This is a genomic window from Dechloromonas denitrificans, from assembly GCF_020510685.1.
GTDB classification, from domain to species: Bacteria; Pseudomonadota; Gammaproteobacteria; order Burkholderiales; family Rhodocyclaceae; genus Azonexus; species Azonexus denitrificans_A.
Genome location: NZ_CP075185.1, coordinates 403961 through 427736, shown reverse-complemented (window position 1 = coordinate 427736; position 23776 = coordinate 403961). Strand labels below are relative to the sequence as shown.

The window sequence follows — 23776 nt, the reverse complement described above, 5'->3', positions numbered from 1 at the left end:
CGCTGACCGGGCATCACCTTCCCGGACGCTGACGCATTTTCAGCAATGGAAGCGCTGCACCAACAAGGTCAGCTGATGGGCCACTTTGTCGAGGTCTTCGGCGGTCTCGGCAGTCGATTTCATCGCTGCCGAGGTTTCCTCAACCATGGTCGCGATCTCTTCGACCCGCTGGGCGATGCTGTCGCTCGCCTGACTCTGTTCCTTGGTCGATTCGGCGACCTCGCGTATGCGCACCAGCGTCGTTTCAGCCCCCGTCTTGATGTGGCTCAGCGCCTCGGCCGCGTCCTCGGCGGCTTTCACCCCCGCCACCACCTGCGGCAAGGCGGCATCCATGACGCCAACGACCTGCACCGTATCCGACTGGATACCTTCGATCATCTTTTCGATCTCTATCGTCGCCAGCGATGTCCGCTCGGCCAGTTTGCGCACTTCATCGGCCACCACCGCAAAGCCGCGCCCCTGCTCGCCGGCGCGCGCCGCCTCGATCGCCGCATTGAGCGCCAGCAGATTGGTTTGCCCGGCAATATCCTTGATCACCCCGGCAATCGAGGAGATCTGCCTGGCTCCTTCTTCCAGCTTGCGAATCCGGCCCGAGGCGTTATTGACGCTCGCCGCGATCTCGTTGATTTCATGGCTGGCCACCTGAATCCGCTTGAACCCGTCCTCGGACAAGGAGACCGACTCCCGCGAATTGTGCTGGGTATCTTTGGCACTGTCCGAAATATGGTTGATGCTCACCGTCATTTCCTCGATCGCCGCCGCCATTGACGAGGTCGCATCGGATTGCCGTTCGGAGGCGATGGCCACTTCGCGGGCCGCGGTGTTGATGCGCTCGGTACCCTGCGTCAGCTGAGTCGAACAATGACTGATATCGCCGAGCATCTGGCGGACCGAGCCGACCATGTCGCGCATCGAATCGAGCATGCTGCCTTTCGCGGCCGGCGGAATATCGCCGGTCAGATCACCCGCCGCGACTTGCGACATGAAGCGGATGGCATCGGCCGGCTCGCCGCCGACCTGGCGCAGCACCCCTCTGACGATGACCACGCCAAACGTCGCCATGACCAGCAGGACAACGAGCGCGAATGACAGCGAGAAAACCAGGCGTTCATTGAACTCATGTTTGATGTCGTCCATATAGACACCGGTGCCGAGCATCCAGCCCCAGGGCTCGAAATGCATGACGAACTGCAGTTTTTCGACCGCCACCTGCTCGCCCGGCCGAGGGAAAAACGAGTCTACAAAGGCGCTGCGCTGGCTTTGCAAGGCGGCCAGCAGATCCTTGATGGGATAGCCGCCCCGGCTGTCCTTGATCTTTTCCCGCAAATCCTGACCAATGAACTCGGCCTTGGTGTGATAAATGTTTATGCCTTGCATCGTGTAGGCATAAAAATATTCGGTTTTTCCATCCGCCCCGCCGTAGCGAGCCGTTCGGATTGCCGCCAGCGCAGCTTGTTGCGCCTGTTCGCGCGTCAGCTTGCCGCTCTGCTCTTGTGCCTGGAAGTCGGCAATCGTATTGAACAAAGCTTCGGTGACCGATTTGATCTGGACCTTTTTGCTCGCCGACAAATCGCGCTTCATCTCGACGACGGAAACCGTTGTCAGGCCGACCATGCCGATCAACGACAGCACGACCAGCAGAATGACCTTGGTCCTGAACTTGAGTTTGTTGAACATATCTCCTCCTCAATGGCCCTGTTTTTTCAAATAATTTTGAAAATACAAAATGCTCATCGCGCTCTGTTATCGATATTGAATTCGCCACGCAATGTGTTGAATATCTTAGATAACTCCGGTCTTCGCCAGGCAGATTTATGATGAGCGGCAATAATCTGCCGGCCAGAGGCCGGATACGGCAGCCCAACGGTAAGCGGCGCCTTCCCGGAAGGCCGGTCAAATTTTGCTTATTCGTTATACCGGAATAAGCAATGAAGAAGTTCGTCCTTCGCCGGTCGCGCCCGGCACCTTAGATTCGCTTCCTTCATTCACATTCTGGAACCGGACAATGAATTCAGTCTTCAAGCGGATCGTTTCATCTGTAGCCATCGCGCTGGCCTCCGTCGGCATCGCCCAAGCCGAAGCCCCCAAGGAAATCCGCCTGGATTACGCTTATTACTCGCCCCCCAGCCTGGTGCTCAAGCGCTTTGGCTGGCTGGAGCAGGACCTCAAGACTGAAAACATCCCGGTCAAATGGGTGCTCAGCGCCGGCAGCAACCGGGCGCTCGAATATCTCAACAGCGGCAGCGTCGATTTCGGCTCCACCGCGGGCCTGGCCGCCGTACTGAGCAAGGCCAACGGCAACCCGATCAAGGGCGTCTATATTTTCTCCCGCCCGGAATGGACGGCGCTGGTCGTCCCCAAGGATTCGCCGATCAAGTCGATCAAGGATCTGAAGGGCAAGAAAGTGGCCGCCACCAAGGGCACCGATCCCTTCCTCTTCCTGTTGCGCAGCCTGCATGCCGAAGGCCTGAAGAAGACCGACATCGAGCACGTCGCACTGCAGCACGCCGACGGCCGTGCCGCACTGGAACAAGGCAAGGTCGATGCCTGGGTCGGACTCGATCCGCTGATGGCGGCCAGCGAAGTCGAGGCCGGATCGAAGCTGATCTATCGTAATGTGGCCTACAACACCTACGGCTTCCTCAACGTCACCGAGAAATTTGCCAAGGATCATCCGGATCACGTCAAGAAGGTCATTGCCGCCTACGAAAAGGCCCGCAAGTGGATCATCGCCAACCCGGATGAAACCGCCAGGATCGTTTCCGAAGAAGCCAAGCTGGCGCTGCCAGTGGCCAAGCTGCAACTGACCCGCAACGATTTCAGGAACCCGGTTCCGGGTGAAGAGCACGTCAAGGCCTTCAAGTCGGCCGCTTCGATCCTGGTCGAAGAAGAACTGGTCAAGAAGGGTACGGACGTGAACAAGGTGATCGATGATCTGATCGAGCCGAGCTTCGCCAAAGCCGTCGTTCGCTAAAGAGGCCACCGGATGAGCCTGAGCAGCACCGCCGCCCTCCCCGTCGCAGGCGAGATCCCGGCCGGCAACTCATTCCGCTGGCAGGCCCTGGCCCGCAAGGGCCAGGGCCTGATCGTGCCGGTCATCCTGCTGATCGTCTGGGAAAGCGTCGTCCGGCTCGGCTGGGTCAGCGCCCATTTGTTGCCGCCGCCGAGCGAACTGGTCTTTACGCTGGCCGATCTCGGACAGAGTGGCGCCATCTTCGGCCATATCGGCGTCAGTTCGCTGCGTGTCGCGATCGGCTTTTCGATCGGCGCCTTCCTGGCCCTGGTCGTCGGCGCCGCCGTCGGCCTGTCGCGCCGGGTCGAAGCCCTGCTCGACCCGACTTTCCAGGCCATCCGCGCCATCCCGTCGCTCGCCTGGGTGCCGCTGCTGCTGCTCTGGCTGGGCATCGACGAGTCGCCGAAAATCACCCTGATTGCGATCGGCGCCTTTTTCCCGGTCTACCTGAACTTCGTCGCCGGCATTCAGAACGTCGATCGCAAGCTGGTCGAAGTCGGCGGCATCTACGGGCTGAGCGGTCGCAAGCTGATTACCCGGATATTCCTGCCGGCTTCGCTGCCCAATCTGTTTACCGGGCTGCGCTCCAGCCTGTCGCTGGCCTGGATGTTCCTGGTGGCGGCCGAACTGATCGCCGCGACCAAAGGCCTCGGCTATCTGCTGACCGATGGCCGCGAAACCGGCCGGGCCGACCTGGTCATCGTCGCCATCATCGTCCTGGCCCTGCTCGGCAAATTCAGCGACAGCCTGTTGTGCGGGCTCGAACGCCGCCTGCTGGCCTGGCGCGACGTCTTCGACAGCCGCCCCTCCTGAGCCTCCCCATGTCACAACAATTGCTAGAACTGGCCGTCAAGGCCAAGGATTTCCAGAGCCATCGCGTCATCGACAATGTCGAGTTTTCCATCGGCCAGGGCCAGGTGGTCAGCCTGGTCGGGCCGAGCGGTTGCGGCAAGAGCACCTTGCTGCGCATCGTCGCCGGACTGGATGCCGACTATCAGGGCGAGGTCCGCATCAAGGGCGAAAAGCCGCACCTGCATTCGCGCGATGTCGGCTTCATCTTTCAGGAGCCACGCCTGCTGCCCTGGCTGACCGTCGCCGAAAACGTCGGCTTCGACCTCGGTCGGGCCGGCGGCAAGCATCCGCGCGTCCATGAACTGCTGGCCGAAGTCGGCCTGGCCGATTTCGCCAACGCTTACCCGAAGCAGCTTTCGGGTGGCATGGCGCAGCGGGCGGCGATTGCCCGCGGCCTGTTCACCCAGCCCGCGCTACTGCTGCTCGACGAACCGTTCAGTGCCGTCGACGCTTTCACCCGCATGCGCCTGCAGGACCTGCTGCTCTCGATCGCCAGCCACCATGGCACGACGCTGCTGCTGGTCACCCATGACGTCAACGAGTCGGCCTACCTGAGCGACCGGGTCATCGTCATGGCCAGCCGCCCGGGGCGGATCAGCGGCGATGTAACGATCGACCTGGCGCGCCCGCGTGACCGCCGCAACCCGAAGCTGGCACGCAAGGAAGCGGATATCCTGACCCTGCTCAACGGCGGCAGTCACAATTACCTGGACATCTCGGAAGACCTGGCACAATCGACAACCGCGCATCAACCCTTGATGATTTCCCGCTTCAATTTTGCCTACTAATCCCCGATACCCCCTATGAATGCAGAAGAACTCAAGGCGCGCCAGGCGCCGATCAAAGCCCAATACCAGCAGGATCCGGCGAGCGCCTTGCGCACCCTTTCGGCCCGCGGCCGCTTGACGCCCAACGACCAGACCGTGCGCATCGAAACCGGCCACGGCAAAGTACTGGCCGGCCTGCATCCGGCCACCGGCGGCAGCGGCGAGGACGCCTGCTCGGGCGACATGCTGCTCGAAGCGCTGGCCGCCTGTTCCGGCGTCACCCTGCAAGCCGTGGCGACCGCCATGGGCATCGCAATCCGCGAAGGCACGGTGTCGGTCGAAGGCGACCTCGACTTTCGCGGCACGCTCGGCGTCAGCAAGGATGCGCCGGTCGGCTTCAGCGACATTCGCCTGAAGTTCGTACTCGACACCGATGCCACCGACGACCAGTTGAACAACCTGCTGCGTCTCTCGGAGCGCTACTGCGTCATTTATCAAACGCTGAAACAGCCGCCCCAGCTGCATCTCGAACGGCAGAGGCAGGCATGAGCCGGATCGCCCCTGAAACCCTCGCCGCCCATGGCGGCAGCGGCATCACCGAACCGTATCGCGACATCGTTCAACCGATTCATCTGGCGACCACCTTCGAACGCGCGGAAGACGGCAGCTACCCGGGCGGGCGGGTCTATTCGCGCGACCAGAGCCCGGCCTACGACAGCAGTGAAAAACTGCTGGCCGAACTGGAAGGCGGCGCCCAGGCGCTACTGTTCGCCTCCGGCATGGCGGCGGCAACAGCCGTCCTGCAAGCCCTCAAACCGGGCGACCGGATTCTCGCCCCGCGCTCGACTTACTGGGCGTGGCGCAACTGGTTGCGCGACTTCACCAGCCAGTGGGGCATCGAACTGGCCTTGTACGCCAATAGCGACCTGGCCGATCTCGAACGCCAGCTGAATGCGGCGCCAACCCAGTTGCTGTGGATCGAAACGCCGGCCAACCCGACCTGGGAAATCACCGACATTGCCGCCGCTGCCGCGCGGGCCAAGGCCGCCGGGGCAAAAGTGGTGGTCGACTCGACCGTCGCCACGCCGGTCTTCACGCGGCCGATCGAGCTGGGAGCCGACATCGTGCTGCACTCGGCCACCAAATACCTCAACGGCCATTCGGACGTGGTCGCCGGCGCACTGGTCGCCCGGGCGACGGATGATTTCTGGTTGCGCATCCGCAAGGCTCGAAACCTCGGCGGGGCGGTGCTTGGCCCGTTCGAAGCATGGTTGCTGCAGCGCGGCTTGCGCACGCTCTTTCTGCGGGTACGGACGGCGGCCGCCAACGCCGAGAAAGTGGCTCTCTTTCTGGCCGGCCACCCGGCGGTCGTCGAAGTGCTTTACCCGGGCCTGCCGGGCAACCCCGGCTACGCGGTGGCGGCCCGCCAGATGCAGGGCGGCTTCGGCGCCATGCTTTCGGTACGGATTGCCGGCGGGGAAAGCGGATCCCGGGCCGTGGCGGGCAAACTCAAGCTGTTCCGGCAAGCCACGTCACTGGGCGCCGTCGAAAGTCTGGTCGAACACCGCGCCAGCGTCGAAGGCGCCGGCACGCTGGTGCCCGACGACTTGCTGCGGCTGTCGATCGGCATCGAGTCGGCCGAGGATCTGATTGCCGATTGGCAACAAGCATTAGCGTAAAAACCGGAACGAAGATCGCTTCAAGCCAACAGGGGCGCCTGGGCAAAGCACAACGCCAAGCTCAGGGAGTCCCGCTTTCTTTGGAGACGCTGGCAGAAGCTAACTCCTTCTCCGAGCGCGATTAGCGCATCGTCGAGGCGCGCTTCGTCGCGCGGCTGCAGAACCGGGACTGAGCGACTCCAGTCATCGAGCAAAGCCGGCTTGATATGTATTTCGACACCCGCCGCCTGCAAGGCGTACCACAGCCTGGCATGCGTGAAATCGCCAGCCACCGGATGGATGGATGGCCCGATCCAGAGAAACGGCTTTCCGGCGAGTGAGTCGGCCGGCAATCCCGCAAGCAGGGCGCCCAGCGCGCTCGCCGCCTGATCGCCGCCGACCAGGACAAGCGCGCTCGCCGCAAGGATTCCCTGAGAAATGCCGGGCGACGCCACGGACAACGCTCGCCAGCGGATCGAGCGGGCCGCAAACCAGCTACCGAGGTTGCCCAGTAGCGCGGTTACCACCGGTGGTGCCTCGACGGGGGCAGCAACTATCAATATCGACATGCAAATCGACCAGGCCGGGTGAAAGGAGAGACATCAATCTAACCCTTGGTGGCGGTGCTCCGAACGACGAAAAAACGCTTTCGATATAAGCCAAGCGCCGGACAGTTTTTATCGACATAACCTAATAAAAATTAGATCGTTTCCCAGATCGTTGGCGGCCTTGAACATAGCGCCGAAGCATTTCCAATTCCCCTCTCCTGAACAAACCATGCCCACTCCCGTCACATTTCCGGTTCCCGAAGACATCGCCGCCAACGCGCACATCGACGCAGTAACTTATGCCGCCAACTACCGCCGCTCAATCGAAGACCCATCGCGCTTTTGGGCAGAACAGGCGAAATCGATCGACTGGATTCAGCCGTTCACCGTCGTCAAGGACACGCGCTTCGACCCGGTCGATCCGACCATCCGCTGGTTTGCCGACGGCACCCTGAATGCCTCGGTGAACTGCATCGATCGCCATCTTCCCGGCAAGGCCGACAAGCCGGCCATTTTCTGGCAAGGCGATGACCCGGATGAATCGCGCACGGTAACTTGGGGCGAACTGGCCGACCAGGTCAATCGATTCGCCAACGTCCTGAGTGGGCTCGGCGTCCAGAAGGGAGATGTGGTCACGATCTATTTGCCGGTGATCCCCGAGATCATGGTCGCGATGATGGCTTGCGTTCGCATCGGCGCCATCCATTCGGTCGTATTTTCCGGGTTCTCGGCCGAGGCGCTCGCCAACCGGATCGAGGATGCCGGCGCCAAGGTGCTGATTACGGCGGACGAGAGTCGACGCGGCGGCCGGGTCGTGCCACTGAAAGAGAACGCCGATGCGGCGCTCAAGAATCAGCCATCGGTCACCGATGTTGTCGTAATCCGCCGGACCGGCGCCCGCGTTCCCTTCACCGCCGGGCGCGACCACTGGTTCGACGAGGCCATCGCCCAGGCCGACCCTTGGTGCCAGCCCGTCGTCGTCGGCGCCGAGGATCCGCTGTTCATTCTGTACACCTCCGGCTCGACCGGCAAACCGAAAGGGCTGGTACACACGACCGGGGGCTATCTCGTCCACACTGGGACCAGTTGGCGGAACATTTTCGACTGGCACGAGGGCGATGTTTTCTGGTGTACCGCCGACGTCGGCTGGGTGACCGCCCATACCTACAAAATCTACGGCCCGTTGCTCAATGGCGCAACCAGCGTGCTGTTCGAAGGCGTTCCGACCTGGCCGGACAGCTCGCGCTGGTGGTCCATCATCGAGCGCTACCGCGTGAACATCTTCTACACGGCACCGACGGCAATCCGCTCGCTGATGCGCGAAGGAGAGGCGCCGGTCCGCCGGCACGATCTCTCTTCATTGCGCATCCTCGGCTCGGTCGGCGAACCGATCAATCCGGAAGCCTGGCACTGGTATCACAAGCTTATCGGCGGCGGTCGCTGCCCGATCGTTGACACCTACTGGCAGACCGAAACCGGTGCCGTCCTGCTCGTCCCGATGCCCGGCGCCATTCCCAATAAGCCGGGCTACGCGGCAAAGCCCTACTTCGGCATACGCCCGGAACTCACCAACAGCCAGGGCGAGGTTCTCGCGGGCGAAGCCGAAGGCAACATGTGCTTTGCCGACTCCTGGCCGGCCCAGGCACGAACCATCCTGCACGACCACGAACGTTTCGTCCGCACCTATTTTTCCCAGTTTCCCGGCTACTTCTTCACTGGCGACGGCGCCAGTCGCGACGCCGACGGTTATTACCGGATCAGCGGCCGGGTGGACGATGTCATCAATGTCTCAGGCCATCGCCTCGGCACGGTTGAGCTGGAAAGCGCCATCGCCTCCCACCCGGCAGTCGCCGAATCGGCGGTGGTCGGCTACCCCCACGAAATCAAGGGGCAAGGCGTCTTTGCCTTTGTGACCCTGAAGGCAACGGTAGAAGAAAGCGATCAACTGCGCCACGAGATCGTCAATCTGGTCCGCAGCCGCATCGGCCCGATTGCCTCGCCCGATCTGATCCAGTGGGCGACAGCGCTGCCGAAGAATCGGGCCGGCAAGATTCTGCGTCGCATATTGACCAAGATCGCGGCCAACGAATTCGACAATTTCGGCGATACGTCGACTGTCGCCGACCCGCTGATTGTCGATGACATCGTCGAGAGGCGACGTCAATCGATCAACCCGGCTCGGTGAGCCGCCCGTTCCAAAGCACGAACTACTTCATATCTCGCGGATGGTAGTGCTTAGTCTTGTCCTTGGCGGCATTCTTCTTGGCAGGGGTGGCGGGTAGCACATCCTGCGGAACCCCCGTCTTATCCTGAACATGGGAGAGAGGGAGCTGCAACTCGCGAGCGGGCTTCTACCCCAGGCGCTTATCCAATGCCTGCCGATCGGTACAATCGCATTCGGAACCGCCGGCACGTAGGACAGGCATTGCCCTCTTTTTAGTTTGGCGATCATTCGGAGTTCCCGCCGCCGATAACGGACGTTAGCCGTATACTGGTCACTGCTTAGGATCCAGTCCGGGCAGCCGCTGGAGCAGCCGCTCCACTTCCGCTACGTGATATCAGGTGCCTGTGATCCTTCTTCGACAATCCGCCGCGCTTCCCCGGTCTGCCCTTCGATGAGCAGCCGGGCGTCCCGCCGTCTCCTGGCCAAGGAGCTGGCTGCAGCGGCCGCCGCCTATCAGGCTGCCGCCGTCATCCCGCATTGCGCCGAGTGCGCCAAGCCTTGTTGCCGACTCGACTCGCTGGTCCTCGAACTGGAATGGAAGCAACTCAAGTCGTTCTGGCGACTTGAAGAGTCGCGCACCGCCTTCGACAGAAAGCTCTCCGCCGGCCAAGGCCCGGAGGAGATCCGAGCGGGCGACGGGCTCTACTACATCCATAGCAAAGCCTGCCCCGCCTACGACGAAACGCACCGCTCGTGCCGGGTCTACGGCCAGGAACTCAAGCCTTTGGGGTGCACGGATTTCCCGGTATACGAGGATCGCGGCTGCGTCGTCGCGGACCTGCGCTGCGAAGCCGTGAACATCGAGGCATTGGCGGCCACGATTGCCGGCGCTGTGGGGCAAGAGTTTCGCATCGTCAAATCGGCCGACGAAGAGTTCCCCTTCCTCGTCTCACTGTCGGCAAGAAAAGTGGGCACCAAGCGGAAGTTGGGCGATTGACTGCGCGGCGGTTCAGGACGGACGCTGAACAGGCCGCTATGCAACAAAGTGGAATTCAGGGCTTGAGAACCTTTTGAATCGGGTGAAAACGGGAAGCGCCGCCTCAACTTAAGCGGTGTTCGAGAACCCCAGCGGGCCGGCAGACTGCTAGAATCCTTCCCCCCACGCCGCCTCGCCGGTTGCCGCCGCGAACCGGTCTTTTTCCCGAAAACCAGAACTAATCCCATGCGCCGTTCCCGTTCCGAATACCTCGACCTGCCCAGCGTTCGCCTGCACGTCCGCCGCTGGGGCAAGCCCGATGCCCCGACGCTGTTCCTGCTGCACGGCTGGATGGACGTGTCGGCCTCCTTCCAGTTCGTCGTCGATGAACTGCAACAGGACTGGAACATCATCGCGCCCGACTGGCGCGGCTTTGGGCTTTCCGAGTGGCTGAACCGGCCCTATTTCTTCGCCGAACACCTGGGCGACATGGAAGCCATCCTCGACCATTACGCGCCCGAGGGGAAAGTCCGGCTGGCCGGTCACAGCATGGGCGGCATCCTGGCCTGCCTGTATGCCGGCATCCGGCCGGAGCGGGTGGACAAGCTGGTCACGCTCGAAGGCTTCGGCATCGCGCCGAGCCAGCCCGAGATGGCGCCGGAACGTTACCAGCAGTGGCTGAATACGCTGAAAAAGCCGCCACGCATGCACGTTTACGCCGATCGCGACGCTTTTGCCCGGCGCCTGCTGCGCACCGATCGTTTCCTGACCGCCGAGCGCGCCGAATTCCTCGCCAAACATCTGGCCCGCATCGGCGATGGTGAAAACCGCTGCGGCCAGCGCCGGCATGGCGTGATCTGGAACGGCGACCCGTGGCACAAGCCGTCGTCGCCCTACTTGTTCCGCCTGGAGGAATCGATGGCAGTGTGGAACAAAATTACCTGCCCGGTCCTCTGGGTAGCCGGCCGCCAGTCCTGGGTGGTGCGCGAATACGCCACCCGGCCGGGCGACTGGGAAGCCCGCCGGGCCTGCTTCGCCGATGTTGCGGAAAGCTGGATCGAGGACGCCGACCACATGCTGCACCACGACCAGCCAGCCGATGTGGCGCGCCTCATCGAAACATTCCTTACCTGATTGCGCGCCAAGGCCGGCAAATTAATACCGGGGGCCGGCCAAACGACGGCCCATAATACGCTCCCCATTTCTGCCAGCAGACGCCACCACCATGCCTTGCCGCCGCCTCTTCATCGTCGCCCTGATTCCCCTGCTGCTGACTGCCTGCAGCGAGCCGGAAGACACCGGGCCGGGCCAGCCCGTCGCCCATCGCCGCACCGCCTTCAACACCATCCTGAAAGCCTTCGAGCCGATGGGCAGCCAGTTGCGCAAGAGCCAATACAAAGCGGACGATTTCATCGCCCTGGCCAAGCGTTTGAACCAGGCGAAACAAGGCCCCTGGGAATACTTCACGCCGGGTAGCGACTATCCGCCAAGCCGGGCGACCGGCGCAGTGTGGTCGGAAGCGGAAAAATTCGAGGCGCATCGCCAGGATTTCTTCAAGGCCGCCGACCAATTGCTCGTCGCCGCCGAAACCCGCGACGAAGCCAAGGCGAAAGCCGCCTACGAGGTACTCCACGATACCTGCCGCGAGTGCCACAAAACCTTCAAGAAATCCTAGGGCCGGGGATTCCCGGGCTCAGGACTTGAGCAGCTCTTCCCGCATCCCGAGCCAGCGCCGCAGGTGGCGCTCGGCCTGGTCGGGCGCCTGCAGCAACATTTCTTCGGCGACTTCGCGCGCCATGTCGACCAGATCGGCATCCATTTCCAGATCGGCGTAGCGCAACAGCGGCACACCGCTTTGCCGGCTCCCGACGAATTCGCCGGGACCGCGCAGATGCAAATCCTGGCGGGCGATCTCGAAGCCGTCGGTGTTCTCGAAAATGATTTTCAGACGCTGGCGGGCCGTTTCCGAGAGCGGCCCGGCAAAAACCAGCACGCAACTCGACTCATGCGCCCCGCGCCCGACCCGACCACGCAACTGGTGCAACTGCGACAGGCCGAAGCGTTCGGCATGCTCGATCACCATCAGGCTGGCATTCGGCACATCAACGCCGACTTCGATCACCGTCGTCGCCACCAGCACATCGATTTCGCCGGCTGCGAAGGCGGCCATCACTGCCTGCTTCTCGTCGGCCTTCAAGCGGCCATGGACGAGGCCGATGCGCAACAGCGGCAGGTCGGTCGACAATTGCTCGTAGGTATCCTGTGCCGTCTGCAATTGCAGCGCTTCGGATTCCTCGATCAGCGGACAGACCCAGTAGGCCTGCCGGCCTTCGCCGACCAGCTTGGTGACGAAGCCGACCACGTCTTCGCGCCGGTTGTCGGCGACCAGCCGCGTCTTGATCGGCGTCCGCCCCGGCGGCAGTTCATCGAGCACCGTCACGTCGAGATCGGCGTAATAGCTCATGGCCAGCGTGCGCGGGATCGGCGTCGCCGACATCATCAGCTGGTGCGGATTCGCCCCCTTCTTGCGCAGCGCCAGGCGCTGGGCGACGCCGAAACGGTGCTGCTCGTCGACAATGGCCAGACCGAGCCGGGCGAAATCGACGCCATCCTGGATCAGCGCATGCGTCCCGACGACCAGTTGCGCGCCGGCCGCCAGCGCCGCCAGTTGCGCTCGTTTGGCGGCGCTCTTCAGGCTGCCGGACAGCCAGGCGACGCGGATGCCAAGCGGCTCCAGCCAATCGCGCAGTTTCAGATAATGTTGCTCGGCGAGGATTTCGGTCGGCGCCATGAAGGCCGCCTGCCAGCCGGCCGAGATCGCCTGACAGGCAGCCAGTGCGGCGACGATGGTCTTGCCGGCACCGACGTCACCCTGCAACAGGCGCTGCATCGGGTAAGGCTGCGCGAGATCAGCGGCAATTTCGGCCATGGCGCGCAATTGCGCCCCGGTCAAACCGAACGGCAGCTGATCGACGAGGCGCGCCCCGAGATCGTCCTGCGCCACCAGCACCGGCGCCCCCTGCTGGCGCCGGGCCAGATAGGCGCGGCGCAGCGACAACTGCTGGGCCAGCACTTCATCGAACTTGACCCGCCGCCAGGCCGGGTGATTGCGGGCATGCAGCGTATCGACCGCAGTGCCGGGCGGCGGCGCATGGAGAAAGCGCAGACTGCGGGCGAAGCCGGGCAGTTTCAGGCGCTGGCGCAAAGCTTCGTCGAGCGTCTCGGAAAGGTCGCCATCGGCCAGGGCGCGCGTGATCAATTTCTGCAGCACCGAATTGGCCAGCCCGGCGGTGGTCGGGTAGATCGGCGTCAAGCCCTCGGCCAGCGGGGCATCCTCGGCCACCTTGCGAAAGCGCGGGTGCACCATCTCGGCGCCGAAGAAGCCGCCGCGCACTTCGCCAAAGGCCCGGATCCGCGAACCCTCGCTCAGGACTGCCTGCTGGCTCGGGTAGAAGCTGAAGAAACGCAGCGTCAGTTCGCCGCTCTCGTCCTCGGCCCGAACGATCATCTGGCGGCGCGGCCGGAACTGGATTTCACTCGACAGCACGACCACCTCGACCTGCACCGGCGCACCGTGACAAGCCTGCGCCACCGGCGTGATGGACGTTTCATCCTCGTAGCGCAGCGGCAGGTGCACCAGCAAATCGGCCTCGCTGTGGAGGCCGATTTTCGCCAGTTTCTTGCGCAACGCTTCCGTAGCGCGAATCGGGGCCGGCGCCCCGCTCTCCGGCATCAGCCGATGAACATCACCGCATCGGCCTCGACCAGCGCGCCCCGCGGCAGTTCCTTGACGCCGACGGCAGCCCGTGCCGGATACGGCGCGCTGAAGTAAAGCGCCATCGTTTCATTGACCCGGGCAAAGTGGGCCAGGTCGGTCAGGAAGACATTGAGCTTGACGACATCGGCCAGCGAACCGCCTGCCGCTTCGGCGACAGCCTTGAGATTTTCAAAGACGCGAACGATTTGCCCGTCGATGCCGTCTACCATCTGCATGGATGCCGGATCGAGTCCGATCTGGCCGGACAGGTAAACAGTGTCGCCAACCCGGACGGCTTGCGAATAAGTGCCGATGGCAGCCGGGGCGTGCGGCGTGGCGATGATGGTCTTGGCCATTAGAGACTTCCTGTATCTGGATTGCAAAACCCTATTTTAGCCTTTGAAAGCCATGAACCCACGTATCGAATCCCTGGAAAAAATGCTCGACGGTCCGCGTGACGGCGCCCTGCTCCGCTTCTCGCTCGGCAACGAATACCTCAAGGCGGGCGATCCGGCGAAGGCCGGAAAATGCTTCCAGGAAGCCGTCGACCGCGACAGTCAGTACTCGGCGGCCTGGAAAGCACTCGGCAAGGCCCTCGCCGAAGCCGGTGAACACGTCGCCGCGCTGGCCGCCTACGAACGCGGCATCAGCGTCGCCGAAAGCAAGGGCGACATTCAGGCCGCGAAGGAAATGACGGTCTTTGCCAGACGGATCCGGAACGCGCTTGGCCGTTGAGTTCGACGCCGGGACAAGGCTTTCCAGCCGCCGCACGGGTTCGCCGGAACGATTGGCCGCCATGCCGAATGGGATAGAATCACACCTCCTTTCAATCAAGAAAACAGGGAGAAGGCGTGAAAAATATTCTCAAACTTGCCGCACTACTTGGCCTCGTCGCGACGCTGACCACCGGCTGCGCAGTCAATCGAGCCACAGGCAGCGTTGATCCATCAACCAATCTGTCAGCCATCAAAACCATGTATGTGAAAAAGATCCCGGCCGAGGATGGCGGTACCAACGAGTTGATTGCCGACAAATTGCGGACCAAAGGCGTTACCGTGACGACCGGCACCGAAGCCCCGCCGAGCAACGTCGATGCGGTCGTCACCTATATCGACAAATGGATGTGGGACATCACCATGTACATGCTCGAACTGACCATCACCATCCGCGACCCGAAGACCGATTTCCCGATGGCGACCGGCAATTCGTATCACACCTCACTGACTCGCCTATCTCCGAAGGAAATGGTCAACGAAGTCGTCGACAACATCTACAAAGGGGCGAAATAAATGGGACGATCAATTTCCCGCGGCAGCGCGCTTCTCCTTGCGACCGCCCTCGCCTTCACCCTGGTTGGCTGTTCCTCGCCGGCCAGTCGCGAAGGGATGACACCAACGGGCCTGACGACCAGCAAGCATTTCCCCCATAGCCTGGCGGTTCAAGCCAGTGGCGGCGCGGAAACCGGGGCCATGGACAGCAGCAATATCGCCGATGCCGACCTGAAGGCGGCCATCGAAGATGCCGTGGTGCAAAACAAGCTGTTCAAGAGCATCGTCCAGGGAGCCGGTGGCGATTACGCACTGAGCGTTCGCGTGACGAGCCTGGCGAAACCGATCTTCGGGACAACATTTACCGTTGAGATGGAAACCGGCTGGTCGCTATCGCGGACGGCCGACCAATCGGTGGTCATGCGCAAATCAGTCAAATCCTCCGGAACGGCGACCATGGGCGACGCCTTTGCCGCCGTCACCCGCCTGCGACTGGCAGTCGAGGCAGCCGCTCGGGACAATATCAGTCAGGGCCTTGCCGCCATTGCCGGACTAGACCTCTAACGTCTTGTTACAAAGCAGCCCGGCCCTGCCGTCGGCCGGGCCGGGGGCGAGTGCGTTAAACAGGTACACACTGAACGGAGTCGCCCCCAATGCCCTTGCTGCAAAAACTCATTCGATTCGCCCTCGCTGCCGCCCTGCTCGGCAGCCTGGGGGGCTGCATCGTGGCCCCGGCGCATCCAGTCGGCTATCGCGGGCCGCCGGTCTATGTCGAGACCTACCCGACTTACCGCCACGCCTACCCGAATACCTATTACGACGGCTATGGCTACGGCGATCGCGGCGGCCGCTATTACCGGGAAGAACGTCGCTACGAAGAGCCGCGCCGGATGGAGGCGCCGATTCCCAGCCCGGCCCAGGTGCACCGCGACATTCGCCGCAGCCTCGGATTGCCGCGCCTGCCCGGGATGCCCTGAGTTAGGGGCGGCCGCCCTTAGGGGGAACCAGTATTGTCTCGACGCCCAGTTCCCTGAGCTTGGCTTGCGCCGCTTCGGCTTCCTTGCGAGTGCTGAAGGGGCCAACTTGGACCCGCGTCTCCAGCGTCGACGGTACGCCGCTCAAGGTCAGTTTGGCGTGCAACTCCTCAGCCCGCTGCGCACTGGTAAACACCCCGGCCTGCAAAACGAAGCCAGCGAATAGCCGTGCCACGCCGGACGGCGGAGCGGGCGGTGCGCTGCGCGTCTCGACAACGCGGGCCGCCGGTTTGGCGGGCGCGACAACCGACGGCTCGGGTGCCACGCTAGGGCCGGCGCTAGCCTCGGGGGCCGCACGCGGCGTTGGTGATGGCTGACGAACCGGGGCTGGCGCCAGCGGGCGCACCGGCGCCGGCGTCGCAGCTGGCGACGGGGCGCCTGGAGTCTTCGCTGGGGCGGCGGGAGATGGCGCTGCTGGACGGCTTTCCGGACTTGGCTCCGGTTTGCTCTCGGCCACGGCCGGTGCGGCGGCTTCGGCAACCGGTTCCGGCACGGCCGCGGCGGTAGGCGGTTCCGGCAGGTTCTCGGCCGGCGTCACCGGCTGCGACACTTCCTTTTTCGGGGCAACCGGTACCGGCTGGGTGAATACCTGGGCCTCCGGTTCTTCCGGCGGCGAAGCCAGGTAGTCGAAGAAAGCCAGCACGCCGAGCAGGACGGCAACCAGGACGCCGGCAACCGCCAGACGCTTGATCAGCGTACCGCGCAAATCGGCAGCGTTGTCCTCGTTTTCGGGTGTTGTCGATTTTTCCGTCATTCCGCCCCTCCCCGCTCCTGGCTCTTGGCCAGCGCCACCACCAGTTCCGCCTCGGCGCGGGCAATGCCGCAACGTTCGGCAATCATCGCCGGCTCGTAACCGGCCAAAGCCATCTGCATCGCATCGCCGTAAATCGGGGAAACCGATTGCGATGCCTGGACATGCGCCAACTCCTGCAACATGTCTTCGCGCAAGGCGGCCAGTTCGCCGCGAATGGAATCGACTTCGTCGCGCAATTGGGCCATTTCCTGCTCAAGGCTCTGCCGCATCATTTCCTCGGCCATGCCGGCCGGCGCCCGCTCCCAAAGCTCCTCGGCCGCCCCAGCCTCTTCCGCAGCCGATCCGGCCAGGGGTTCGACCGATGGCTCTAGCGTCGGCGGCGTTTCCGGCAGGGTCGCCGACAGGCGCTTGTGACGGATGCGCCGCATGCGCCACAACTCGAACACCATATAGATGGCGACCAGCGAAATCAGGATGATTACGCCTTCACGCACCCCCAGCGAGATACCGCCCAGTTCAAGTGTCGGCAAATTCCCTCCGAGCACGAAGGCTTAGAACCCTACCGAATACTGCACGCCGACAACGTGGGCGCTGACGTCATAGCTGCCGCGCAGCGTCGTCGTTTGCTTGAGCTGGGCAACGCTCGGATCCTTGGCGTAAAGATAGGCGTAACCGAGATCGACCTTGCCGTAGCTGCCGGCATTCCATTGACCGCCGAGCGACAACCAGACGCGGTCGTTGTCCGGCACACGGGCCGAACGATCGTTGTCGGTGACCGGCGTACGGTCATAGGCGATGCCGAACTTGAGCTTCAGCGCATTGCTGGCCTGATATGCGGCGCCCCAGGCAAAGCGCCATGAATTCTTGTAGTTGAAGGCCTCCGAGGAAGCCAGCGCACCGGAGTTGCGACTAAAGACATCGAGCGACTTGATGGTATTCCAGCGCGTGTAGGACAAATCACCCATCGCTTCCCAGCGGTCGGAAACCTGCTGCCAGACGGAGAGAATGAACGTATCCGGCAATTTGACATCGGCTTTCACCGGCATCACGCCATTCGCCGTGCCTTCGAGCGTGTAGTCGATGGCCGAACGATAGGAAACCCCGACCCGCATGGCCGGCGACAACGTGAACAAGGCTCCGGCATTCCAGCCCCAGGCGGCATCGTCGCCTTTCAGGCGCGCCCCGGCGCTGGTCAGTTCCGCATCGATGGTCTGGTAATTGATCCCGAAGCCCAAGGAAACCTTGTCATTGAGCCGGTAAGCGATCGACGGGTTGTAATTTACCGTCTTGATTTCCGACTTCAGCGAATAGCTACGGCCAACCCAGTTGCTGTCGTCGTATTTTGTCTGGAGCCCGAACGGCGACGAGATACCGAGGCCGAGAAAGACTTGCGGCGCCACTTGCCAGGACAGGTAGGCATTCGGCACGGCCGCCCAGCCGCCGGCATTGCCACCGTTGCCGCCCGAACCAAGCAGGGGGCCGGTCGAACCCTCATTGCGGAACTCATAGCTTGGCCCAACGCCCGCGACGCCGGCCGACAGCTGAAAGCCGGTCAGCTGCGTCATGCCGGCCGGATTGAAAAAGACCGTACCGGCGTTGTCGGCGACCGCTGCCGAGCCGGCATATGCCGTAGCCAGGCCGCTGGCATTCTGCTCCCAGAGCTGGAAGGCAGCGGCCGATGCAGCGCCGGAAAAGGCAGCCAACAGCAGAGCAGGCAGGATACGCAGCGTCATTTTATTCATTGCTTGATTCTCTCGAAGGCGGGCGAATTGATTAACCGCGCGATTTTATTCCATTTCGGACGGTTTTTCGGGCGGAAGCGCGCGCTTGTTTCCGGCCATATCGATTGCCACGTAGGTCAGCTCCGCCTCGGTCACCTTGACGGTGATCGGATCGCTGTAATTGCGCTCGGCATAAACCTCGACCTTGACGGTAATCGAGGTTTTGCCGACCCGTACGATTTCGGCATAAAGACTGACGATATCCCCGACCGAGACCGGCTGCTTGAACAGGAAGGAGTTGACTGACACCGTCGCGACCCGGCCGCGCGCCCGGCGCATCGCCGGAATGGCGCCAGCCACGTCGACCTGGGCCATGACCCAGCCGCCGAAAACATCGCCGTTCTGGTTGAGATCGGCCGGCATCGGAACAACGCGCAGCGTTGAGTGCCGGGCAGGGAGGACGATGCGGTCGACGGTCATAATTTATCCAAAATTAAATCAATGCCTGATTTTCGCGGAAACCGGCCAGTTTTCATATACTGGCGCCCACCACCGAACAACATCCCAGAACAGGTTTCACGATGCGCCGCACCACCGCCCTCCCCAAACCGCCAGCCGGCCAGCCGCTGGCCGAAACCCACCTGTGGCTGACCGTGCGGACGCTGTTCCCCTATCTCTGGCGCTACCGGTTGCGCGTCATCGCCGCACTGGGCTGCCTGGTTGCCGCCAAGGTCGCCAACGTCAGCGTCCCGATGGTCTTCAAGGAGATGATCGACGGCCTGTCGAACACCCAGCAGGTACTGGCGCTGCCGGCGCTGCTCCTCGGCCTGTACGGGATGCTGCGCTTTTCGACGGCATTGTTTACCGAATTGCGCGAAATCCTCTTCGCCCGCGTCACCCAGCGCGCCGTCCGCCAGGTCGCCTTGGAAGTGTTCGGCCACCTGCACGCGCTCAGCCTGCGCTTTCATCTCGAGCGCCAGACCGGCGGCGTGTCGCGCGACATCGAGCGGGGTAGCCGGTCGATTTCCAGCCTGATTTCCTACACGCTGTATTCGATCCTGCCGACCCTGGTCGAAATCGGGCTGGTGCTGGCCATCCTGTTCGTCAAATACGACAGCGGCTATGTATTGATCACGCTGGTTTCGCTGGTCAGCTACATCGTGTTCACGGTCAAGGTCAGCAACTGGCGGATCGACATCCGCCGGGCGGTCAATGAAAACGACTCGGCGGCCAACACCCGGGCGGTGGACAGCCTGCTCAATTACGAGACCGTCAAATATTTCAACAACGAAGCCTGGGAAGCCCGTCGCTACGACGAGCAGATGCTCAAGTGGGAAGACGCCGCGACGCGCAGCCAGACTACCCTCGCCTTCCTCAATCTCGGTCAGCAGGCGATCATCGCCCTCGGCGTCACGGCGATGATGTGGCGGGCGGCCAACGGCGTGGTCGAGGGCCACATGACGATCGGCGACCTGGTGCTGGTCAATGCATTCCTGATCCAGCTTTACGCACCGCTCAATTTCCTCGGCATCGTCTATCGCGAAATCCGCCAGGCGCTGGCCGACATCGAGCGGATGTTCAAGCTGCTCCAGGAAAACCGCGAGATTGCCGACGCCCCGGACGCCCGCGAACTGCCGAGCGGGCCGCTGCAGATCAACTTCGACGCGGTCAATTTCGGCTACGACCCGGACCGCCAGATTCTCAAGAACGTCGATTTCGCCATCGCGCCGGGCAAGACGGTGGCCGTGGTCGGCCATTCCGGAGCCGGCAAATCGACGCTGTCGCGCCTGCTCTACCGTTTCTACGACGTTACCGGCGGGGCCATCCGGATCAACGGCCACGACCTGCGCAGCCTAAAGCAAAACAGCCTGCGCGCCGCCATCGGCATCGTGCCGCAGGATACCGTGCTGTTCAACGACTCGATTTTCTACAATATCAACTACGGCCGACCGACGGCCAGCCGGGAGGAAGTCTATGGCGCGGCCCGCGCCGCCCAGTTGCACGAGTTCATCGAATCCTTGCCGCAAAAATACGAAACCCGGGTCGGCGAACGCGGCCTCAAGCTGTCCGGCGGTGAAAAACAGCGGGTCGCCATTGCCCGGGCACTGCTCAAGAATCCGCCCATCCTGATATTCGATGAAGCCACCTCGGCACTCGACTCGGCGACCGAACGGGCCATCCAGAGCCAGCTTGAATTCGCCGCCATCGGCCGGACCACGCTGGTCATCGCCCACCGGCTATCGACCGTGATGAATGCCGACGAAATCCTGGTCATGAGCGATGGCCACATCATCGAGCGCGGCAGTCATGGCGCGCTGCTCGCCGCCGACGGGCAATACGCCCGGATGTGGAACCTTCAGCAGCAGGAAGACAGGGAAAAGAGCCCGGCCGGCGCGTAGCTTAAGTTCTATACTGCCGGCCGTTACGCCCTCCATCGATGAACAATCCACCGCCCTATTCCGATGCCGCAGACCGTTCGTTGTCGAGCTGGCTGTTGCCGGTCGTCGTCTTTTTACTGCTGGCGGCGGCGACGCTGGGCGCCTGGGTTTGGCAGTCCCGCGTGCAAACCGAAACCCGTGCGGCTTTCGCTATCCAGCAAAGCGCCGCGATCACCGGCGAAATTCGCGAACGGCTGCGCTTGCATGCGCAGTTCCTGCACTCGCTGCAGGCTTTTGCCGCAGCGCACCCGGAGCTCGACTTGCCAGCCTGGCGGCGCTTCGCACGCGAGACCGAGGTCGGCGGCCGGCTTTCCGGGCTATTCGCCTTTGGCTACGCATCGGCCGTCCGGTCCGGCGAAGAAAAGGCGTTTGTCCGGTCGATGCGCCGGCAGATCGACCGCAGCACTTTCCGGATATTTCCGCAATCGGCCGGCGATATCGCCGCACCGCTCACTTTTGCCGCCCCGGAAGGGCCAGAACTCAAGTCGTTCATCGGCTTCGATCTATTGAGCGAACCGACCAGGCGCCAGGCCGTCGAAGCCGCCATCGCCCGGCGGGAAATCGCCATGACTGGACCCGTCACCCTGCTCGCCGACAAGGAAAAGCCGCGCCCGGGCTTCCTGCTCGTGCATGCACTCTATCGTCCGGACATGCCATTGAAGAATACCGAGCAGCGCCGCCAGGCTTTCGCCGGGATTGTCCTCAGCAGCTATCGCACCGAGGAGTTCCTGTCCGCTCTGAAACAGACCACGCAGGGCAATTTCGCACTGAAAATTTTCGACGAACCCCTCTCCGGCGGCTCGTCCGGAGCCACTTCGCCAACCCTGATCTACGACTCCGACCCAAGCCTGGCGACGAACACCGCCCTGCCGTTTTTCCATCACGAGATCGATTTTGGCGGCCGCAACTGGATCCTGCATTTTTACCCGCGCCTCAACCACGCCGACGACGGAGTACTCGATCCGGCCTTGCTGATCCTCTATGGCGGCCTGACCGGGAGCCTGTTACTGGCCCTGCTGATCTTTCACCTGAGCACGCACCGGGCGCGTGCCGAGCGTTACGCCCGCCGGGTAACGCATGAACTTCGCCTGCATCGCGACCATCTGCATGAACTGGTCGAAGAGCGGACGGTCCGGCTCAACGAGGCGCTGCATCAGGCGCGCGCCGCCAGTCAGGCGAAGTCGGAATTTCTCGCCAACATGTCGCACGAACTGCGAACGCCGATGCACGCTATCCTGAGCTTTGCCCAGCTCGGCATCAAGCGCGCCGAGGGCGGCAATCAGCCAAAATTAAGCCAATATTTCCAGCGCATCGAACTGAGCGCCAAGCGCCTGCTGGGCCTGATCAACGAGCTGCTTGACCTCTCGAAACTGGAAGCCGGGAAGATGAATCTGACGTTAAGCCAAGTCGATGTCCTCGACTTGCTGGCTCACGCCAGAACACAGCTCGAATCGCTGCTGCTCGCTCGCCAACTCAGCATCGAAACCGTGGTCATGACGTCCGATACCGAGATTCGCGCCGATCCGATGCGGCTCAGCCAGATTATCTACAACCTGCTGGCCAACGCGATCAAATTCTCCCCGCCGCAGGGCAAAATCCGCCTCGAACTCGGCGCCGCCGAACTGCCAGGCGGACGCCGCCTCGACGATACCGGCAGCCAGCCGGCGCTGGCCATTCGCTTCATCGATCACGGGATCGGCATCCCGGAGGCGGAACTAGAAAGCATTTTCGACAAGTTCGTGCAAAGCTCCGCCACCCGCACCGGAGCGGGCGGCACCGGGCTTGGTCTGGCGATCAGCCGGGCAATCGCCATGCAACACCGTGGTACGATTGTTGCGAACAACAATGCTGCGGGCGGCGCCTGTTTTACGGTAACCCTGCCGACCAATAGCCGGACTGGAGAGGTTTCGGAGCTACATGACTAAAGCACGCGTTCTGGTCGTCGATGACGAAGCGCTCAATCTGGAAATATTGCTCGAATATTTCGAGGATGAGGCATCGCTGGCCTTGCGGACAGCCGATAACGGGGAGGCTGCCTGGCGCATGCTGCAGGACCCGGAAGCGGACTTCAAGGTCATCCTGCTCGACCGCATGATGCCCGAACTCGATGGCATCGGCCTGCTCAAGCGGATCAAGGGAGATCCCCGTCTGGCCGGCATCCCGGTCATCATGCAGACGGCGGCCGACTCGCCCGCCGAGATCCGCGAGGGTCTCGAAGCCGGCGCCTACTATTACCTGACCAAGCCCTACGATCGCGACGAGTTGCTGGCCATCGTCCATGCCGCCCTGACCGATGCCGAAACGCGGGACGAGTTGCGGCGACAGTTGCACAACCACATCGGCTCCCTGAGCTTTCTCACCCGGGCAGAATTTTCGATTCGCACCGTCGATGAGGCCGGGCAACTCGCCTCCTTCATCGCCCAGGCGTGCCCCGATCCGGGCAATGTGGTGGTCGGCATTTCCGAACTGCTGATCAACGGCATCGAGCACGGCAACCTTGGCCTGAGCTACGCAGAAAAATCCCGACTCAAGCGGGAAGACAACTGGCGCGCTGAAATCGACCGTCGGAGCAGCCTGCCGGAGAATGCCAACAAGCACGTCCGGCTTGCCTTTCAACGTCAAGACGACGGCATTTCGCTACGCATCGTCGATGAGGGCAAAGGTTTCAACTGGCAGCAGTATCTCGAATTCGATCCGGAACGGGCCTTCGACCCTAACGGCCGGGGTATTGCACTGGCCCGGATGCTGAGTTTCACGAATATCTGCTATGAGGGCTGCGGCAACATCGCCGTGGCCACGATCACCCGCAATGCAACGACCACCTAG

The 23776-nt window shown here is 62.6% G+C and carries 24 protein-coding genes; 16 read left to right on the top strand and 8 right to left on the bottom strand.

What is annotated here, in order from left to right; all coding sequences use genetic code 11:
- Window positions 1-39: 39 nt before the first annotated feature.
- Window positions 40-1677: a methyl-accepting chemotaxis protein gene (locus tag KI611_RS02155; protein WP_226418190.1), complete on the bottom strand. Its 1638-nt coding sequence runs from the start codon at window positions 1675-1677 to the stop codon at window positions 40-42.
- Window positions 1678-2005: 328 nt separating this feature from the next.
- On the opposite strand from KI611_RS02155, the gene KI611_RS02150 reads away from it, so the two are divergent.
- The 5 genes from KI611_RS02150 to KI611_RS02130 are packed head-to-tail and all read left to right on the top strand — an operon-like array spanning window position 2006 to window position 6311.
- Window positions 2006-2974 (top strand): aliphatic sulfonate ABC transporter substrate-binding protein, encoded by a 969-nt coding sequence (locus KI611_RS02150; protein ID WP_226418189.1) that lies wholly within the window; start codon window positions 2006-2008, stop codon window positions 2972-2974.
- A 12-nt stretch (window positions 2975-2986) separates the two neighbouring features.
- Window positions 2987-3826: an ABC transporter permease gene (locus tag KI611_RS02145; protein WP_226418188.1), complete on the top strand. Its 840-nt coding sequence runs from the start codon at window positions 2987-2989 to the stop codon at window positions 3824-3826.
- 8 nt (window positions 3827-3834) lie between these two features.
- Window positions 3835-4653: an ABC transporter ATP-binding protein gene (locus KI611_RS02140; protein ID WP_226418187.1), complete on the top strand. Its 819-nt coding sequence runs from the start codon at window positions 3835-3837 to the stop codon at window positions 4651-4653.
- 15 nt (window positions 4654-4668) lie between these two features.
- Window positions 4669-5181 carry an OsmC family protein gene (locus tag KI611_RS02135; RefSeq protein WP_226418186.1) on the top strand — a complete coding sequence of 171 codons (513 nt, stop codon included), beginning with the start codon at window positions 4669-4671 and terminating at the stop codon, window positions 5179-5181.
- Entirely contained in the window at window positions 5178-6311 is a 1134-nt protein-coding gene (locus KI611_RS02130) for a trans-sulfuration enzyme family protein (protein ID WP_226418185.1), read from the top strand. Before KI611_RS02135 ends, KI611_RS02130 begins: the two co-directional genes overlap by 4 nt.
- A gap of 20 nt (window positions 6312-6331) precedes the next feature.
- Here the strand turns inward: KI611_RS02130 and KI611_RS02125 are convergent, their stop codons facing one another.
- Entirely contained in the window at window positions 6332-6859 is a 528-nt protein-coding gene (locus KI611_RS02125) for a hypothetical protein (RefSeq protein ID WP_226418184.1), read from the bottom strand.
- 208 nt (window positions 6860-7067) lie between these two features.
- On the opposite strand from KI611_RS02125, the gene acs reads away from it, so the two are divergent.
- The 4 genes from acs (at window position 7068) to KI611_RS02105 (ending at window position 11653) form a co-directional block, all read left to right on the top strand.
- A complete protein-coding gene (gene acs / locus KI611_RS02120) occupies window positions 7068-9023 on the top strand; it encodes an acetate--CoA ligase (protein ID WP_226418183.1) in 1956 nt (651 codons plus the stop codon).
- 430 nt (window positions 9024-9453) lie between these two features.
- Complete coding sequence (locus tag KI611_RS02115) at window positions 9454-9999, top strand: YkgJ family cysteine cluster protein (RefSeq protein ID WP_226418182.1); 546 nt, start codon at window positions 9454-9456, stop codon at window positions 9997-9999.
- Between the two features lie 225 nt (window positions 10000-10224).
- Complete coding sequence (locus tag KI611_RS02110; RefSeq protein ID WP_226418181.1) at window positions 10225-11112, top strand: alpha/beta fold hydrolase; 888 nt, start codon at window positions 10225-10227, stop codon at window positions 11110-11112.
- 91 nt (window positions 11113-11203) lie between these two features.
- Window positions 11204-11653, top strand: coding sequence for a c-type cytochrome (locus KI611_RS02105; protein WP_226418180.1), 450 nt, complete (start codon window positions 11204-11206; stop codon window positions 11651-11653).
- An 18-nt stretch (window positions 11654-11671) separates the two neighbouring features.
- On the opposite strand, the gene recG is transcribed toward KI611_RS02105, so the two are convergent.
- Both recG and KI611_RS02095 read right to left on the bottom strand, forming a co-directional pair.
- Window positions 11672-13711, bottom strand: coding sequence for an ATP-dependent DNA helicase RecG (gene recG / locus KI611_RS02100; RefSeq protein ID WP_226418179.1), 2040 nt, complete (start codon window positions 13709-13711; stop codon window positions 11672-11674).
- Window positions 13711-14091 carry a RidA family protein gene (locus tag KI611_RS02095; RefSeq protein WP_226418178.1) on the bottom strand — a complete coding sequence of 127 codons (381 nt, stop codon included), beginning with the start codon at window positions 14089-14091 and terminating at the stop codon, window positions 13711-13713. The genes recG and KI611_RS02095 overlap by 1 nt, the downstream gene beginning before the upstream one ends.
- Window positions 14092-14143: 52 nt before the next feature.
- Between KI611_RS02095 and KI611_RS02090 the strand changes: the two genes are divergently transcribed.
- From KI611_RS02090 to KI611_RS02075, 4 genes are all read left to right on the top strand, one after another.
- Window positions 14144-14470: a tetratricopeptide repeat protein gene (locus tag KI611_RS02090; RefSeq protein WP_226418177.1), complete on the top strand. Its 327-nt coding sequence runs from the start codon at window positions 14144-14146 to the stop codon at window positions 14468-14470.
- 116 nt (window positions 14471-14586) lie between these two features.
- The gene (locus KI611_RS02085) at window positions 14587-15024 is read left to right on the top strand and encodes a hypothetical protein (protein ID WP_226418176.1); all 438 of its coding nucleotides are present in this window, start codon (window positions 14587-14589) and stop codon (window positions 15022-15024) included.
- Window positions 15025-15567, top strand: coding sequence for a hypothetical protein (locus KI611_RS02080; protein WP_226418175.1), 543 nt, complete (start codon window positions 15025-15027; stop codon window positions 15565-15567).
- Window positions 15568-15656: 89 nt separating this feature from the next.
- Window positions 15657-15980: a hypothetical protein gene (locus tag KI611_RS02075; RefSeq protein WP_226418174.1), complete on the top strand. Its 324-nt coding sequence runs from the start codon at window positions 15657-15659 to the stop codon at window positions 15978-15980.
- A 1-nt stretch (window position 15981) separates the two neighbouring features.
- Here the strand turns inward: KI611_RS02075 and KI611_RS02070 are convergent, their stop codons facing one another.
- Genes KI611_RS02070 through KI611_RS02055 form a run of 4 tightly spaced genes read right to left on the bottom strand, consistent with a single transcriptional unit; the run spans window position 15982 to window position 18992 of the window.
- Entirely contained in the window at window positions 15982-16791 is an 810-nt protein-coding gene (locus KI611_RS02070; protein ID WP_226418173.1) for an SPOR domain-containing protein, read from the bottom strand.
- Entirely contained in the window at window positions 16788-17321 is a 534-nt protein-coding gene (locus KI611_RS02065) for a DUF2802 domain-containing protein (RefSeq protein ID WP_226418172.1), read from the bottom strand. Before KI611_RS02065 ends, KI611_RS02070 begins: the two co-directional genes overlap by 4 nt.
- Window positions 17322-17342: 21 nt before the next feature.
- On the bottom strand, window positions 17343-18524 hold the full coding sequence (locus tag KI611_RS02060) for an OmpP1/FadL family transporter (protein ID WP_226418171.1): 1182 nt from the start codon (window positions 18522-18524) through the stop codon (window positions 17343-17345).
- A gap of 54 nt (window positions 18525-18578) precedes the next feature.
- Window positions 18579-18992, bottom strand: a complete 414-nt coding sequence (locus KI611_RS02055; protein WP_226418170.1) for an acyl-CoA thioesterase — start codon at window positions 18990-18992, stop codon at window positions 18579-18581.
- Window positions 18993-19093: 101 nt separating this feature from the next.
- On the opposite strand from KI611_RS02055, the gene KI611_RS02050 reads away from it, so the two are divergent.
- Genes KI611_RS02050 through KI611_RS02040 form a run of 3 tightly spaced genes read left to right on the top strand, consistent with a single transcriptional unit; the run spans window position 19094 to window position 23776 of the window.
- On the top strand, window positions 19094-20911 hold the full coding sequence (locus tag KI611_RS02050) for an ABCB family ABC transporter ATP-binding protein/permease (RefSeq protein WP_226418169.1): 1818 nt from the start codon (window positions 19094-19096) through the stop codon (window positions 20909-20911).
- Window positions 20912-20949: 38 nt separating this feature from the next.
- Window positions 20950-22875, top strand: a complete 1926-nt coding sequence (locus KI611_RS02045) for a CHASE domain-containing protein (protein WP_226418168.1) — start codon at window positions 20950-20952, stop codon at window positions 22873-22875.
- A complete protein-coding gene (locus KI611_RS02040; RefSeq protein ID WP_226418167.1) occupies window positions 22868-23776 on the top strand; it encodes a response regulator in 909 nt (302 codons plus the stop codon). The genes KI611_RS02045 and KI611_RS02040 overlap by 8 nt, the downstream gene beginning before the upstream one ends.

Coding starts and splice junctions, on each gene's coding strand:
- KI611_RS02155 (WP_226418190.1), bottom strand. CDS start 1,677: ATGTTCAACAAACTCAAGTTCAGGACCAAGGTCATTCTGCTGGTCGTG.
- KI611_RS02150 (WP_226418189.1), top strand. CDS start 2,006: ATGAATTCAGTCTTCAAGCGGATCGTTTCATCTGTAGCCATCGCGCTG.
- KI611_RS02145 (WP_226418188.1), top strand. CDS start 2,987: ATGAGCCTGAGCAGCACCGCCGCCCTCCCCGTCGCAGGCGAGATCCCG.
- KI611_RS02140 (WP_226418187.1), top strand. CDS start 3,835: ATGTCACAACAATTGCTAGAACTGGCCGTCAAGGCCAAGGATTTCCAG.
- KI611_RS02135 (WP_226418186.1), top strand. CDS start 4,669: ATGAATGCAGAAGAACTCAAGGCGCGCCAGGCGCCGATCAAAGCCCAA.
- KI611_RS02130 (WP_226418185.1), top strand. CDS start 5,178: ATGAGCCGGATCGCCCCTGAAACCCTCGCCGCCCATGGCGGCAGCGGC.
- KI611_RS02125 (WP_226418184.1), bottom strand. CDS start 6,859: ATGTCGATATTGATAGTTGCTGCCCCCGTCGAGGCACCACCGGTGGTA.
- acs (WP_226418183.1), top strand. CDS start 7,068: ATGCCCACTCCCGTCACATTTCCGGTTCCCGAAGACATCGCCGCCAAC.
- KI611_RS02115 (WP_226418182.1), top strand. CDS start 9,454: ATGAGCAGCCGGGCGTCCCGCCGTCTCCTGGCCAAGGAGCTGGCTGCA.
- KI611_RS02110 (WP_226418181.1), top strand. CDS start 10,225: ATGCGCCGTTCCCGTTCCGAATACCTCGACCTGCCCAGCGTTCGCCTG.
- KI611_RS02105 (WP_226418180.1), top strand. CDS start 11,204: ATGCCTTGCCGCCGCCTCTTCATCGTCGCCCTGATTCCCCTGCTGCTG.
- recG (WP_226418179.1), bottom strand. CDS start 13,711: ATGCCGGAGAGCGGGGCGCCGGCCCCGATTCGCGCTACGGAAGCGTTG.
- KI611_RS02095 (WP_226418178.1), bottom strand. CDS start 14,091: ATGGCCAAGACCATCATCGCCACGCCGCACGCCCCGGCTGCCATCGGC.
- KI611_RS02090 (WP_226418177.1), top strand. CDS start 14,144: ATGAACCCACGTATCGAATCCCTGGAAAAAATGCTCGACGGTCCGCGT.
- KI611_RS02080 (WP_226418175.1), top strand. CDS start 15,025: ATGGGACGATCAATTTCCCGCGGCAGCGCGCTTCTCCTTGCGACCGCC.
- KI611_RS02075 (WP_226418174.1), top strand. CDS start 15,657: ATGCCCTTGCTGCAAAAACTCATTCGATTCGCCCTCGCTGCCGCCCTG.
- KI611_RS02070 (WP_226418173.1), bottom strand. CDS start 16,791: ATGACGGAAAAATCGACAACACCCGAAAACGAGGACAACGCTGCCGAT.
- KI611_RS02060 (WP_226418171.1), bottom strand. CDS start 18,524: ATGACGCTGCGTATCCTGCCTGCTCTGCTGTTGGCTGCCTTTTCCGGC.
- KI611_RS02055 (WP_226418170.1), bottom strand. CDS start 18,992: ATGACCGTCGACCGCATCGTCCTCCCTGCCCGGCACTCAACGCTGCGC.
- KI611_RS02050 (WP_226418169.1), top strand. CDS start 19,094: ATGCGCCGCACCACCGCCCTCCCCAAACCGCCAGCCGGCCAGCCGCTG.
- KI611_RS02045 (WP_226418168.1), top strand. CDS start 20,950: ATGAACAATCCACCGCCCTATTCCGATGCCGCAGACCGTTCGTTGTCG.
- KI611_RS02040 (WP_226418167.1), top strand. CDS start 22,868: ATGACTAAAGCACGCGTTCTGGTCGTCGATGACGAAGCGCTCAATCTG.